Genomic DNA, 15,170 nt, shown 5'->3' on the forward strand with positions numbered 1-15,170 from the left:
ACCCCGTCCTAATGAAGGACGAGCCATCCGCTTTTTCTTATTTCAGGTTTTCAGGATTGAGGACTTCAAGTTCTGGAAGAACGAAACGACCGTCTTTACGGATCAATACGTCGTCGAACCAGATTTCTCCACCACCGTAATCAGGACGTTGGATGTTGACGAGATCCCAGTGAACGGATGAGTCATTACCGTTGTAGGCTTCTTCGTAAGCTTGACCTGGTGTGAAGTGGAAGCTGCCATCGATTTTTTCATCGAATAGAATATCCTTCATTGGATGCTGAATGAAGGGATTGACGCCGATCGCGAATTCGCCGACAAAACGAGAACCAGCATCTGTATCGAAGACTTGGTTGATCCGATCCGTATCGTTCGCCGTCGCTTCGACGATTTTACCATCTTTGAACGTCAGTTTGACGTTTTCAAACGTGAACCCTTGATACGGAGATGGTGTGTTATATGAGATGACACCGTTGACCGAATCCTTGACGGGTGCCGTAAAGACTTCACCGTCTGGAATGTTAGCATTTCCGGCGCATTTGATGGCTGGGATGTCTTTGATTGAAAACGTTAGATCCGTTCCTGGTCCGACGAGACGAACACGATCCGTCCGGTTCATCAAGTCGACGAGTGGTTCCATCGCTTGTCCCATTTTTTCATAATCAAGCGTGCAGACATCGAAGTAGAAGTCTTCGAATGCTTCTGTCGATTGATTCGCAAGTTGCGCCATCGATGCAGTTGGGAAACGAAGTACGACCCATTTCGTTCCTTTGACACGATCTTGTGTGTGCATCTTACCGATCGTTTGACCGTAAAGTTTCATCTGTTCAGCCGGCACATCTGACAATTCATTGATGTTATCACCAGCACGTAGTCCGATGTATGCGTCCATCGCTTGCATTTGCTTGCGTTCGATGTCTGCCATCAATTGGAGTTGCTCTTCTGAAGCATTTCGGTATAATTTTCGTAGGATACGATTATCCTTAAGTAAAACGAACGGATGTCCGCCAGCCGCGTAGGCAGCTTCAACGAGTGCCTCGACCAGTTCGCGTTCGATGCCGAAGTTTTCAATCAATACTTTTTCACCAGGTTCAAGGGCAACCGAATAGTTAATGAGATTCGTTGCCAGTTGAGTAAGACGTGGGTCACGCATGAAATTTCCCCCTCGAAATGGATTATGTAGGTTTCATTTATCATTGTAACGGAAATAAACCATTTGGAGTAGCAGGAACGACTTGCTACATGTCGAACTAACAACAAAAGACTATGCAAAAAAATTGGAGGCAAGAACCATGGAAATCACATTAGGCGGAATCGCCGGATTAGTCGCTGCGATCGCATTCGTAGTGCTCGTCATTTTCCTTGCCCGTGTATTAGGTGCTGCGAGTAAGACGCTCAACAATGTAGCCAACACGACAGCAGGACTTGAACGTCAATTAGACGGTATCATGATGGAGACGACAGCGTTGTTACATAAGACGAATCGTCTGGTCGATACGATTGAAGAAAAAACAGAATTGCTTGCACCTGTCGCAAACTCGATCGAAGAACTCGGTACGTCTTTAAACAAAGTGACAGATTCTGTCCGGACAGTATCCGATACGGTTGCTGGTGCAGCGGATACGAATAAAGAACAGATTGCGCAAGCAGTCCGTTGGGGCTCAGTCGCTGTAGAGTTATTTAAGAAAAATAAACCGGCAGAGACTACGGTTCAAAATCATTCGACGGCAACGACGACGGTTGAGAAAAAGCCACGTCGTCGATTCCGGAAAAAGGCAGAGGCGCCGGTCACACCGGAAGTCGTGTCAGTACCGGACGTTGAAAGCATTCCAGATGAGTTGAAGGGAGATCGTAAATCATGACGAAACAACACCCATATCAAGCACAAGATTCTTCTAAAGGAGGAGGCTTCCTTGCCGGAGTCATCGTTGGTGGATTGATTGGTGCTGCGGCAGCTCTCCTTTCTAGCCCAAAATCAGGTCGTGAAGTACGCAATCTGATTGACGAGCGTACGGCGCCTGCGCGTCAACGTTTGACGGAACAGACACAAGTTGTCCGTGAAAAAGCGGAGCCACTCGTAGGTGAGTGGATTCAACTAGCGAAAGATAAGGCAGCACCTGTCATTGAAAAAGCGAAGAATAATTCAACGGTTCAAGAAGCGGCACAATATGCGGGCTTTGAGAAGGATCAAGCAAGCATTGATGCTGCTCTCGCAGAAGCGGAGCAACTCGTACGTGACATCGAACGTGAAATCGGCGACGAAGTGGATGGGGCGTCTGTTGCAGAAGAGATCGACACGGAGACGGTCGTTGAACTTTCGGAGTTACGCGAACAGTTAGCAGACGAACAAGAGGAAGACAATGATCCGCAGTCTGATGTGAATCATAAGAAATAATCAATATATGAGGAGCTCTCATCACGAGGGCTCTTTTTCTATGTTTCCTTATAGAGAAAACACAAAAAAATTATATGAAAAAACGTAATTTATTTTCATATTTTAAGAAATCATGCAGCTTCTTTATGTACAACAGGGAAAGAGTTCGCTATAATTAGTTGCTATTACGAGCTATATGCTGATTAGGGAGTGGTAGGACATGGATCAACATGCAGAATTAAAAAGATTACGTGATGAACTCGATTTAGTGAATGCAGAATTATTGGAATTGATGAACAGACGAGGTCAAATTGCCGTTGAAATCGGAAAAGTCAAACGAGCACAAGGGCTTGATCGATACGACCCTGTTCGAGAACGTCAAATGCTCGAATCAATTGCCGCTAATAACCATGGACCTTTTGAAACAGGACGCCTTCAGCATGTATTTAAAGAAATTTTCAAAGCTTCTCTCGAATTACAAGGAGAAGATCGGACTCGGAAATTACTCGTATCACGGAAACAAAAACCGACGAATACGATCATCCGGATCGGAGATGCCGTCATCGGAGACGGTTCGCAACAATTAATCGCTGGACCGTGTGCGGTCGAGAGCGAAGAACAAGTATTTGAGGTCGCGGAACAGCTCGCGAAACACGGCGTGAAGTTCATGCGAGGCGGAGCGTACAAACCACGTACATCGCCTTACGACTTCCAAGGTCTAGGACTCGAAGGTCTAAAGATGTTGAAAAAAGCAGCGGACGCGCACGGTTTGCATGTCATCACTGAAATCATGACACCGAGCGCCGTTGAATCTGCTTTACCATATGTCGACATCATCCAGGTCGGCGCACGCAACATGCAAAACTTCGATTTACTCAAGGAAGTCGGTCGTACGAATAAACCGGTTCTTTTAAAACGAGGTCTTTCTGCAACGCTCGAGGAATTCATGTACGCGGCTGAGTACATCATGGCGAGTGGTAACGATCAAGTCATCTTATGTGAGCGTGGCATTCGGACGTATGAACGTGCAACACGGAACACGCTTGATATCTCGGCAGTTCCGATTCTGAAGCAAGAGACGCATCTCCCTGTCATGGTCGATGTCACGCACTCGACAGGACGTAAGGATTTACTCTTGCCAACAGCAAAAGCGGCATACGCGATTGGAGCAGACGCTGTCATGGTCGAAGTCCATCCGTTCCCAGCACTTGCATTGTCTGATGCGAACCAACAACTCGATTTCCAAGAATTCGATACGTTCATCGAAAACTTGACGACTACCTTTCCGGCACTAAACGTTCAATGATTTCCGAAAAAGGGTAACCTAAAGCGAATGAAAACGTTTTACAATGAAGGAAGAATGGGAAAAGAAAACTATCTTTTCCTGTCTTCCTTTCGTGTTGCCTAAAAATGAAAACGAAATGAAAACACTTGAGATGGATCATACTAAAGGAGGAATTTGTTTTGAATAGTAATATTACGATTTACGATGTCGCGCGAGAGGCTGCTGTTTCAATGGCGACCGTATCGCGTGTCGTCAACGGAAACCCGAATGTCAAACCATCTACACGAAAGAAGGTCCAAGACGCAATCGAACAGCTTGGTTATCGTCCGAACGCTGTTGCCCGTGGACTGGCAAGTAAAAAAACAACGACGGTCGGTGTCATCGTGCCCGATATCTCGAACATCTTCTTTGCGGATTTAGCACGCGGGATTGAGGACGTCGCGACAATGTATAAATATAACATCATTTTATGTAACTCCGACCAAAACCGGGAAAAAGAGATTCATTTGCTCAATACATTACTCGGAAAACAGGTGGATGGAATCATCTTCATGGGCGGACGTTTGCATGAGGATCTCGTTCGTGAGTTCAAAACATCACCAGTTCCGATCGTTCTTGCTGCGACGTTGAATCAAGATTATGATCTTCCTGCCGTCAACATCGATTATGAGAGTGCTGCGCACGATGCTGTTAAGTCTTTGATCGACCGTGGACATGAACGGATTGGATTCATCACTGGACCACTCGAACAGCAAATCAATGGTGAAAAGAAATTTGCGGGTTATCGCCGAGCACTCGAAGAAGCAAATCTTCCGTTTAACGAGCAAAATGTCGTCCTTGGAAACTATACGTATGATTCAGGAATGAAGGCGATGAATCAATTGCTTGAACTTGGAGAAGATTGCCCACGCGCGATTTTTGCTGGAACGGATGAGATGGCTCTTGGTGTCATCCATGCCTTACAGGATGCTGGACACCGTGTACCGGAAGACTTCGAAGTCATCGGACACGATAACACACGTCTTGCGACGATGATTCGTCCGAAACTGACGACTGTCGTTCAACCGATGTATGATATCGGAGCAGTCTCGATGCGTCTATTGACGAAAATCTTGAACAAAGAAGAAATTGAAACGAACGATGTCACGTTACCACACCGGATCGAACAACGGGATTCGACACGTCCTTAATCGAAAAAACGTCTCTTCTCTCAAGCAAGCTGCTTGAAAAAAGGGACGTTTTTTATTTCGCGACGGTAATAAGTTCATCTTGGTGATGGTGGAGTTGGTCATTTTCGACATGGAGTCGAACCGTCGTCTGACCAGGTGCAGTCAATGTCACTTTCCCGCTGTAGGCATCGCCCTTTTTTTCTAGAGGAACGTAGTTATGCTTTTCAATGCCCGTTTCAATGACTTCCACTTGTACGTTCGCTTTTAGCGGTTTCCCATCGAGGAAAACATGAAAGGAGACGGGAAGTTCAGCACCAGCTTTCGCTTTTGTTGCGCCCATGTAATGGACAGACAGACCGTCGACGGCTTCGTGATCATGTCCATGCTCGTGCGATGCTTCCTCTTTTTCATGTGAATGATCCATGACGACGAATGAGATCTTATCCATATGATGGAGTCCTTTTTTATCATTGATATGATACAGTCCTTCATACTCACCTTCAGCAAGCTTAGCTTCTGCTTGATAAGAACCCGTCTTTTTCAAGGTTGCCTTGAACTTTTGATGGGCACCGTCTTGTTTTCCGGCTTCCCAAACTTCAAATGTCACGTCCTCAAGATTGACTGGTTTCTTTTGTTCGACAGCTGACGCTTTAAAAACAACTTTATCTTCTTCCATTGTCTTGGCCGGAACATTGACGTTGACCTCGACCGTCGGTTTTCCTGACCCTTGCATGTTATCGTGATCCATTGCCTGTTTTTCATTACCGCACCCTGCGAGTACGATCCCCGTCGATAGAATAAGACCGGAATAAAGCCATGCCTTTTTCATGATGATTCCCCCAACTATTATTCATTTACTAGGTAAAAATTCCATATTTAGTATAGCAACAAGTTGTGAACTCCGAACGAAATAAATGTGAAGATATAAAGTCGATTAATCAACGGAGTAAGGGGAAGTCGCAGTCAATTGTTTTTTACGCTCATCGCTCACGAACGGCCAAATTAGTCGTTTGACGGTCTCCCAATTTTTTTCTTCGATTTCAGGTCGTCGCGGAATGGCGGGGTAGAGTGGTGTTGGATCATGCCAGTGTGTTGGTGGGGGTGTTTCTTGTCCACTCCAACGTTCTTGCCATGAAGTAGGAATCTCTCCACGAAACGGAGCTTGTCCGGTCATGGCAGCAAAAACTTGACTCCACGCGCGGGGGACGACACGATACCAGTCATAGCCACCGCCTCCTAAAGCAACGATTTTTCCATTCGTATATTTATTTGCTGCAGCGAGGGCGATTTGAGGGATCTGCTCATAACTTTTCATCGTTAAGGATAAATGAGTCAATGGATCAAGCGCGTGTGCATCGGCACCATTTTGCGTAATGATGAGATCCGGTTGGAACAATTCACAGGCTTCAAAGAGTGCCGTCTCATAAGCGAGTAAAAACGAATCATCTTCCGTAAAGGCGTCCAGTGGCACGTTCCAGCTAAATCCATATCCTTCTTCAGACCCTCGTTCCGTCACCATTCCCGTTCCTGGAAACAAGTAGCGACCCGTCTCATGGAGAGACAATGTCATGACGTCCTTTCGATTATAAAAGGCCCATTGTACTCCATCGCCATGATGAGCGTCCGTATCGACATAAAGAATTTTACAGTGATATTTTTCAATCATGGCTGCCATGGCGACAGCGGTATCGTTATAGACACAAAAACCAGAGGCACGCCCACGGAATCCGTGATGCAATCCGCCACCGATATGAAAGGTCCGTTTATATTGACCAGATAAGACGAGGTCACATGCTTCGATCGTGCCGCCGACAAGGAGAGAAGCGCCCGAATGCATCCCCTGGAACAAAGGGGTGTCTTCTGTCCCAAGACCATACATCTGTGCCTTCAGAGGCGTTAATGCTCCGGTCCCGGCTGCTTTGACGGCAGCAATATAATCCTGATCATGAACGAGTGACAATTCTTCATCAGTCGCATGACGTGGCGCGATACAAGGAATGTCATCTAATTGATGCATCGCTTCAAGCAAAGAAACCGTTAATTCGAGGCGAATCGGATTGAATGGATGTGTCTCCGAAAACCGATAAGTCGCCTCTTCAGGACTGTACAGATAGGCAAAATCCTTCATCTGCTCACATCCGGTCCAAGTACATCGAATCCTTCTTTGCGCAACTTTTCGATGATCCGAATCGGATTCATCGTCTGGACACGAAACGCAACGATCCGGACATACGGATCGTCTGTTGGATATACGAGTACATTTAAGATATTGATATTCGTTTTGGCAAGCAGTGCGGCAATCTTTGCTAATGTTCCAGCAGTGTTCTCAACACGGATTTCGATTTGAGAACTTGGTTCGAGTGCACCCGTCAATTGAACGAATGTCCGCAACAAATCCGTTTCCGTGACGACACCGACAAGGCGTCGACCGCGGACGATTGGCAGACACGTCAATCGATATTCATAAAACAGCACAGCCGCATCTTCGAGAAAATCGAGCGGGTGAGCCGTGACAGGACTTTCAATCATGATGCTTGAGACCGGATACTGTAGGTCTTGTTTTGCCGTATCCGGATGAAAGATACTACTTGCGCTTTGAATTTCCTTTAGTCCGACAAGACCGACGAGTTCATGGCGGGCATTGACGACAAGAACATGACGAATCTGATGACGTTGCATGAGTTCGACCGCATGCGCGATGGAATTCGTCGGTTGCATCGTGATGCACGTCGTATTCATGATTTGTTCGATTAACATGACGATTCCTCCTCGAGCTCAGTCATACATGAAACGTCTTCTCAAGCGTAGCGCATCAAAATGAGCGACGACTTCAGGTGAGACGTGTTTTCCGATACGCGCCATCAGGCAGTTGGCAGGATGGGAGGCGATTTCCGGATCGTCGGTCGGGAAGAAGACAAGACCACCATGGTTCATCATCTTCTCCATGATTTTTCGGTAATCCCAGACCGATAGTCCGCTCCCTTTTAAGTCCCAATGCCAATAATATTCAGTCGTTAAAATCAAATAGTGTTCCATAGCTGGATCGAGCATAGAGATTTCAAGCAATTTTTTACCGATCTGTTGTCCGCGAAACCGAGAGGAGACTTCGATCGCTCCGAGTTCCAAGATGTACGGATTGTTTCCTTCGCTCCACGTTTCGTATGGATCAGGGTATAAGTAAGTCACATAACCGATGATTTCCGTTCCTTGACGGGCGACGATGATCCGTCCTTCCTCAAGGTCTGCAATCTCAACGAGCGCTTGATGTTGTTCAGCGGGTGGACGAAAAGCCGTCAACCCTGAATCGAGTGTATACATTGCTAGTGTTTGACTCGGTACGGGACCTTCGATGTCAACAGGACCGAGTGATGTTTCATGCGTCCGATGATTGAATTGTTTTTCAAACATGTAAGCGTCACCACCTTCCTATTCATTATAGACGAAAGCGCTTGAGCAAAGAGAGGGATTTTTTAACAAATTGACGGCAAATGGATTGAACTGACGGATAACTAGCTTATAATAAAGAGGAAAACATAGAAGGGGAGGAACGAGACATGAAAGTTTTGAAAGCGCTTCCGGGGAAGCATTGGTTAGCAGAGTATGATGAAACGAACACGTACGACTGGAAAGATGCTGAGCAGTACTTTTCATGGGCGACAACGGGGAAAGTCAACATGGCTCATGAAGCAATCGACCGCCACGCAGAAGGCGAGCGGGCGAACAAGGATGCGCTGATCTATTTCGATGGAACGACGGAACAACGATTCACATATGCAGATATGAAACGATTGACGAATAAAGCGGCAAACGTATTAGTCGATGCAGGGGTCAAAACGGGTGACCGTATTTTCATCTTCATGCCACGTTCACCGGAATTGTATTTTGCCTTGCTTGGCGCACTGAAGGTAGGCGCAATCGTCGGTCCGTTATTTGAAGCATTCATGGAACAAGCGGTCCGTGATCGCTTGCTTGATTCTGAAGCGAAGTTACTCGTGACGACGAAGGCATTGCTCCCACGTGTTCCAGTTGGGGAACTGGAATCACTTGAAAAGGTAGTACTTGTCGACGAAGATGTCGAAGAATCGGACACATTACTCGATTTCCGCAAAGCGTTCGAGCAAGCATCCGATGTATTCGAACCGGTCTGGTTAGATCGTGAAGACGGATTGATCCTGCACTACACTTCAGGATCGACAGGGAAACCAAAAGGTGTCCTCCACGTTCAAAATGCGATGATTCAGCACTTAATGACAGGCCGATGGGTACTTGATCTCCAAGAAGATGATGTCTACTGGTGTACGGCTGATCCGGGGTGGGTCACAGGAACAAGTTACGGTATCTTCGCACCATTCTTGAATGGCGCGACGAACATCGTCGTCGGTGGACGCTTCAATCCGGATTTCTGGTACAGTGTCATCGAGAAGTACAAGGTAACGGTCTGGTATAGCGCACCAACGGCTTTCCGGATGTTGATGGGAGCAGGAGCGGATGTTGCAAATCATCATGATCTCTCAAGTCTTCGTCATGTATTGTCTGTCGGAGAACCGTTGAACCCGGAAGTCATTCGTTGGGGGAAAGAAGCCTTTGATCAACGGATCCATGATACATGGTGGATGACGGAGACAGGCGCGATGATGATTTGTAACTACAAGTCGATGGACATCAAACCGGGATCAATGGGGAAACCGATTCCAGGAACTCAGGCTGCGATCATTGATGATCAAGGAAATGAGTTACCGCCATTTCGGATGGGGAACCTTGCCTTAAAAACACCATGGCCATCGATGATGCGTCAAATTTGGAACAATCCGCAGAAATATGAATCGTATTTCTTTAAAGGATGGTATGTCTCAGGGGATTCTGCCTATATGGATGACGAAGGTTACTTCTGGTTCCAAGGACGTGTCGATGACGTCATCATGACGGCTGGAGAACGGGTTGGTCCGTTCGAGGTCGAAAGTCGTCTCGTCGAGCACCCAGCTGTCGCAGAAGCTGGAGTCATCGGGAAACCAGATCCAGTCCGCGGTGAAATCATCAAGGCATTCATTGCCTTGCGTGATGGTTACGAGCCAACGGATGAGCTAAAACAAGAAATCCAAGCATTCGTCAAAGAGGGGCTTGCTGCTCACGCGGCACCGAGAGAAATCGATTTCCGGGATAAATTGCCGAAGACACGAAGTGGTAAAATTATGCGCCGTGTTCTAAAAGCATGGGAGTTGAATCTTGAAACAGGTGATCTGTCGACGATGGAAGATTGAACGTAAAAAAGGATGAATCACCGCAACAGGTGATTCATCCTTTTTGTTAGTTTTCAGAAGCAGCATCGTTTTTCTTTTCATCTTGTTTCTTCTGTTGTTCTTGCTGTTTCTTAGCGTCCGCTTCTTTTTTCTTAGCGTCCGCTTCTTTTTTCTTAGCATCAGCTTCTTTTTTCTTAGCGTCCGCTTCCGCTTTCTTTTTTGCCTCTGCTTCGGCTTTTGCTTTTGCATCGGCAGCACGCTTGGCGTCGTCGGCTGCTTTTTTCTTAGCATCAGCTTCCGCTTTTTCTTTCGCCTGATCTTGTTCTTTCTGTTGCTCTTCTTTTTTCTGTGCGTCTGCTTCTTTTTTCTTTTCTTCTGCTTCTTTCTTTTTCTTCGCTTCGGCTTTTTTCTTTGCCTCTTCCGCTTTTTTCTTCTTATCTTCTTCTTTGAAGCGACCACTGTTCTTAAAGTCGTTTGCTGTTACAGAAGATGGTTGTGTGAAGCGGGCACCGGATTTGAAGTAACTACTGTTCGCGGCATACGTCGCATTCGCCATTTGTGACCACAGCGTTTGTGTTCGTTGGTAATACGTCGTTGGACCGATGAGCGAGTTGTTCTGATCGTGTCCTGTCCAAACGGCAAGCGTCACACCAGGAGTGGAACCGACAAGGTAAGAGTCTTTGACATCGTTCGTCGTACCTGTCTTACCAGCCCAATCTCCAGGAACGTTCAATCGATCTTTTGCAAACGTTGCTGTACCTTTTGAGAAGACGCCACGCATCATATCAAGTGTCAGGTAAGCTGTTCGTGGTTCATAAATTCGTTTTTTCTTCGGTTTTGCTTTATAGATATCTTTTCCGTCTTTCGTAATTTTCGAAATGACGTATGGTTGCACGAATTCACCATAGTTGGCGAGTGTCGCGTAAGCACCAGCAAGTTCGACCGGTGTAATCTCCATCGTTCCGAGTGCCGCCGAAGGAGCATAACGAATCGCATCCGGTACTTCAACACCCATATCGACGAGTTTTTGAATCGAGTTCGACATGTTCATCTTCTCGTAAATCTTAACGGCAGGTACGTTTAATGAGAGTTCAAGTGCTGTACGAACCGTCACGTTTCCACGATAACGTCCACCTTCGTTCTTGATCGGACGATCACCTGGTTGACGTGGTACGGTCTGGTAGTAGTACTCTTCATCATTGACAGTAGATGCCGGAGTGATCAAACGATTTTCAATCCCGTTCGAGTAGACGAGAATTGGTTTTGCCGTTGACCCGATTTGACGTTTCGCTTGGAATGCTCGGTTAAAATCATCGGCTTTTCCATCAAGGTAACGTCCACCAACGAATCCGAGGATACGCCCCGTCTCATTCTGAACCATGACTGCTGCTGTTTCTTCTGGATCTTGTTTCGAAACGGTTTTTTTCGTTTTTGGATCGACGACTTGTTTGTACTGCATGCCACCAGGGAAGTTCCCGTTGTTCTTCGCAGGTTGTTGCATCGATTCATGAATTTTTTTATCTAGCGTCATGTGAACTTTGTATCCACCTTGACGGAGTGCAACCAGTGCTTGATCTTGATAGTTTGCCCGGACTTCTGCCAGTTCAGACGGTTTGACTTCGTCTTCTTTCACACCATCTTGTTTCATCAAGTACTTCGTCATGATCTTCGTCGCTTCACGTTCTGCTAAATCATAGACATACGGATACGTGTCACGCGAACGTTTCGACTGTTTCGCGAAGTCTTTCGTGATGTCGTGTTTGATTGCTTTTTCATATTGTTCTTTCGAAATGTTTTTTGCGACATACATCCGCTTCAACACGGTCTTCATCCGATTGACACTTGGCGTCAAGTCTTTTTTGACGACACCGCCTTGTAGATAAGGTGTGTAGTAGTAAGGGTTTTTCGGAATACCAGCGAGGAAAGCTGCTTGTGGTAACGTCAGTTTTTTCGCTGATTTGTTGAAGACCCCTTGGGAAGCAGCTTCGATACCAGCGATGTTACGCCCGAGTGAATTTCGTCCGAATGAGACGACATTCAAGTATGCCTGTAAAATTTCATCTTTTGACATCGCATTTTCAAGGCGGAGCGCTAAGATGATCTCTTTTGCTTTCCGTTCGAATGAAACTTCGTTCGTCAGGATTTGGTTTTTAATTAATTGTTGTGTCAGCGTACTTCCGCCGGTGCGTGACGCTGAATTCGTCAATTCTTGTAAGACTGCTCGTAAAGTCGCTTTTGGAACGACTCCATCATGTTGATAAAAATCTACGTCTTCCGTTGATAGAAGCGCATCAATTAAATAAGGGGAGATGTTCTTGATATCGACCGGCTGACGTTCTTCATCCGTTGAGATGTTCGTCAGCTTTTCGCCACTTCCCCAATAAATTTGACTTGTCACCGCATAACTGTTCACTTCTTGTTTCATCTCAGTCAAAGGTGGGGCTTTCGTATCTTTGACGAGGGAAGCGAAATATCCTCCAGCCGCTCCGACAGAGAAGCTGCCGATGAGAAGGACTGCTATGATGAGGAATAAAATGATGTTCCACGAAACATCGTATGTGATATTCGACCAGTGCCGAACGGCTTTCGTCCGGGGGTGATTCCAAAACTTGAACCAGTTCTCGCGCATAAATGATCTCCTTTGCATCTTAAACTTAGGTGTAAATTAATATTAAATCACAGATAGACGTATTATACCATAAATCCACCAGTGAAATCGGACTTGACAGCGGATTCGTCTTCGACGTATCATGAAACCATCTTATTTTCATATATTACGTTAAACAGTGATCGGAATACAGTAGTAAGTCACTCCCTGTGACAGAGACCTAGTGGTGCTGCGAACTAGGACACAGTGAACTTACGAATTACGCTTCCAGGAGTTTCTTGAGAAATCAAGCGGTCCGTCCCGTTATCGACGAACCAAGTGGTCCTTTTATGTAAAGGGCAATCAGGGTGGTACCACGGAATCTTCCGTCCCTTCGTCTTAGACGAAGGGGCGGTTTTTTATTGTTAAAAGTGAACTTTAGGAGGAGACACAATGACGTTATTAGAGGATTTAGAATTTCGCGGTTTAATTAACCAAATGACGGATGAAGAAGGATTGAAGACATTACTCGAGACACCAACGACGCTTTACACAGGCTTTGATCCAACAGCTGATTCATTGCATATCGGACACTTGTTGCCGATCTTAGTCTTAAAACGATTCCAACAAGCAGGTCACCATGTCGTAGGTCTCGTTGGTGGAGCAACGGGAATGATCGGAGACCCGAGTGGTCGCGCAACAGAACGTTCGTTGAATACATCGGATATCGTCGAAGAGTTCGCGAATCGGATTAAGGACCAGTTGTCACGTTTCTTACCACTTGAAGGAGAAAACCCGGTCACGATCGCCAATAACTTGGACTGGACGAAAGATTTGACGATCATCGATTTCTTACGCGATATCGGAAAACACTTCCCGGTCAGTTACATGCTGGCGAAAGACTCTGTTGACTCACGCCTTCAAAACGGGATCTCATTCACTGAGTTCTCATACATGTTACTTCAATCGTTTGACTTCTTGAAACTCTACGAAGACAAAGGATGCCGCCTTCAAGTCGGAGGAAGTGACCAATGGGGGAACATCACAGCAGGGATGGAATTGATTCGTCGTGCGGGTCATGAAGAAAAAGCATTCGGTTTGACGGTACCGCTTGTTACAAAAGCAGACGGTCAAAAATTCGGTAAGACAGCAGGTGGTGCGGTTTGGTTAGACGCTGACAAAACGTCACCGTACGAGTTCTACCAATTCTGGTTCAACGTTGACGATCTTGACGTCATCAAGTTCTTGAAATACTTCACGTTCTTAACGCACGAAGAACTCGACGCGCTCGCAGAAGAAGTCAAGGCAGCACCAGAGAAGCGTGTCGCGCAACGTCGTCTTGCAGAAGAGATGACCGTTCTCGTCCATGGTGAAGAAGGTCTGACACAAGCACAACGTATTACGACAGCACTCTTTAGTGGAGATATTAAATCGTTGCAAGTCGAAGATATCGAAGATGCGTTCAAAGGAATGCCGCGCTTTACACTCGGTGAAGTGACAAACCTTGTCGACGTTCTCGTTGAGGCGAAGATCAGTCCGTCAAAACGTCAAGCACGTGAAGACGTCACGAACGGTGCAATCTACCTAAACGGAGAACGCGAGCAAGATTTAACGAAAGAAATCACGGAAGCTGATGCAATCGGTCGCTTTACGATCGTACGTCGCGGAAAGAAAAAATACTTCGTCGTCGAGCATGCTTGATGATCAATTAAATGGGGTTAACTCAAAAATAGAATGACTCGTCTTTTCACGCCCTTTCCTCAGGCGAGACACAAGCCAGTTTTCCTGCTTCACTCCAGCAGGAAAGCGGGTCTTGTTTATCTCTGACAGCGCAAAAATGCGCTTATTCCTGTAGGAGTTGCGTGCAACGAGTCATTCTTCTTTTTACGAGATAAGGGTGGCAGATTATGAATCTGCCACCCTTATCTTTGTATAAACTGACTTATGAGTCAGCCCCATATTTTTAAGCTGTTCGGAATAAACGGAGTGGCAACAAGCGAACGGCAATCGTCGTGGCAATGACAGCTTTGATCGTATCCCATAAGACGAAAGGATAGTTAATCGCAAAAGCATCTTTGAACGATAGATCGAGTACAGCCATTAGACCAAATGTTCCAAGCAAGTAGACTAAACCAAGACCAAAGACGATCATCCCGATGAAGAGGGGAACGAAGCGACGCGTTTTTTCAGCAACAAGACCGATGAAGAATCCAGCAATCGGAAAGGCAATCAAATAACCAACGGTTGGTCCGACGAATGGGGCTAGTCCGCCTTTTCCGCCAAGCACCGGTAGACCAGCTGCTGCGAGTAATAAGAAGATTAAGACAGCGAGTCCACCACGTTTTCCGCCGAGAATCGCGCTGACCGTCATGATCGCGAGCATCTGGAGCGTGATCGGAACAGCGCCGACAAGTTGAATTTGTGGCAAAGAACTGACGGCTGCGATGATGGCAGCACCAAGGGCGACGAATGTTAAATCTCTTGTTTTCATAAATGAAGTCCTCTTTTCTGTTTGTGTTAA

The 15,170-nt window shown here is 46.2% G+C and carries 13 protein-coding genes and 1 other annotated feature; of the genes, 6 read left to right on the top strand and 7 right to left on the bottom strand.

Translation table 11 applies throughout. The features are described from left to right. Positions 1-37: 37 nt before the first annotated feature. Positions 38-1,150: an aminopeptidase gene (locus KNQ06_RS02740; protein WP_029342360.1), complete on the bottom strand. Its 1,113-nt coding sequence runs from the start codon at positions 1,148-1,150 to the stop codon at positions 38-40. Between the two features lie 139 nt (positions 1,151-1,289). On the opposite strand from KNQ06_RS02740, the gene KNQ06_RS02745 reads away from it, so the two are divergent. The 4 genes from KNQ06_RS02745 (at position 1,290) to ccpA (ending at position 4,846) form a co-directional block, all read left to right on the top strand. Next, a complete protein-coding gene (locus KNQ06_RS02745; protein WP_029342359.1) occupies positions 1,290-1,859 on the top strand; it encodes a DUF948 domain-containing protein in 570 nt (189 codons plus the stop codon). Continuing rightward, positions 1,856-2,392, top strand: a complete 537-nt coding sequence (locus tag KNQ06_RS02750; protein ID WP_064299494.1) for a YtxH domain-containing protein — start codon at positions 1,856-1,858, stop codon at positions 2,390-2,392. Before KNQ06_RS02745 ends, KNQ06_RS02750 begins: the two co-directional genes overlap by 4 nt. 199 nt (positions 2,393-2,591) lie before the next feature. Then, a complete protein-coding gene (locus tag KNQ06_RS02755) occupies positions 2,592-3,677 on the top strand; it encodes a bifunctional 3-deoxy-7-phosphoheptulonate synthase/chorismate mutase (protein WP_023469069.1) in 1,086 nt (361 codons plus the stop codon). Positions 3,678-3,835: 158 nt separating this feature from the next. Beyond that, on the top strand, positions 3,836-4,846 hold the full coding sequence (ccpA, locus tag KNQ06_RS02760; RefSeq protein WP_023469068.1) for a catabolite control protein A: 1,011 nt from the start codon (positions 3,836-3,838) through the stop codon (positions 4,844-4,846). Positions 4,847-4,898: 52 nt separating this feature from the next. On the opposite strand, the gene KNQ06_RS02765 is transcribed toward ccpA, so the two are convergent. From KNQ06_RS02765 to KNQ06_RS02780, 4 genes are all read right to left on the bottom strand, one after another. Then, complete coding sequence (locus KNQ06_RS02765; protein WP_149427725.1) at positions 4,899-5,654, bottom strand: maltotransferase domain-containing protein; 756 nt, start codon at positions 5,652-5,654, stop codon at positions 4,899-4,901. A gap of 105 nt (positions 5,655-5,759) precedes the next feature. After that, positions 5,760-6,953 (bottom strand): acetoin utilization protein AcuC, encoded by a 1,194-nt coding sequence (locus KNQ06_RS02770; RefSeq protein ID WP_215147306.1) that lies wholly within the window; start codon positions 6,951-6,953, stop codon positions 5,760-5,762. After that, a complete protein-coding gene (locus KNQ06_RS02775) occupies positions 6,950-7,582 on the bottom strand; it encodes an acetoin utilization AcuB family protein (RefSeq protein ID WP_023469065.1) in 633 nt (210 codons plus the stop codon). The genes KNQ06_RS02770 and KNQ06_RS02775 overlap by 4 nt, the downstream gene beginning before the upstream one ends. Before the next feature lie 18 nt (positions 7,583-7,600). Continuing rightward, complete coding sequence (locus KNQ06_RS02780; protein ID WP_149427723.1) at positions 7,601-8,233, bottom strand: GNAT family N-acetyltransferase; 633 nt, start codon at positions 8,231-8,233, stop codon at positions 7,601-7,603. Between the two features lie 146 nt (positions 8,234-8,379). Here KNQ06_RS02780 and acsA point away from each other — a divergent pair, with 146 nt between their 5' ends. Beyond that, on the top strand, positions 8,380-10,083 hold the full coding sequence (gene acsA, locus KNQ06_RS02785; protein ID WP_035396511.1) for an acetate--CoA ligase: 1,704 nt from the start codon (positions 8,380-8,382) through the stop codon (positions 10,081-10,083). A gap of 46 nt (positions 10,084-10,129) precedes the next feature. On the opposite strand, the gene KNQ06_RS02790 is transcribed toward acsA, so the two are convergent. Beyond that, positions 10,130-12,691, bottom strand: coding sequence for a transglycosylase domain-containing protein (locus KNQ06_RS02790; protein WP_214771126.1), 2,562 nt, complete (start codon positions 12,689-12,691; stop codon positions 10,130-10,132). Positions 12,692-12,839: 148 nt separating this feature from the next. Further along, positions 12,840-13,046 (top strand) — a binding site (T-box leader). 56 nt (positions 13,047-13,102) lie between these two features. Here KNQ06_RS02790 and tyrS point away from each other — a divergent pair. Next, positions 13,103-14,350 (top strand): tyrosine--tRNA ligase, encoded by a 1,248-nt coding sequence (tyrS, locus tag KNQ06_RS02795; RefSeq protein ID WP_214771123.1) that lies wholly within the window; start codon positions 13,103-13,105, stop codon positions 14,348-14,350. 262 nt (positions 14,351-14,612) lie between these two features. On the opposite strand, the gene KNQ06_RS02800 is transcribed toward tyrS, so the two are convergent. Further along, positions 14,613-15,140 carry a biotin transporter BioY gene (locus KNQ06_RS02800; protein WP_214723802.1) on the bottom strand — a complete coding sequence of 176 codons (528 nt, stop codon included), beginning with the start codon at positions 15,138-15,140 and terminating at the stop codon, positions 14,613-14,615. Positions 15,141-15,170: the final 30 nt, after the last annotated feature.

The organism is Exiguobacterium sp. s91 (assembly GCF_018618915.1).
GTDB classification, from domain to species: Bacteria; Bacillota; Bacilli; order Exiguobacteriales; family Exiguobacteriaceae; genus Exiguobacterium_A; species Exiguobacterium_A abrahamii.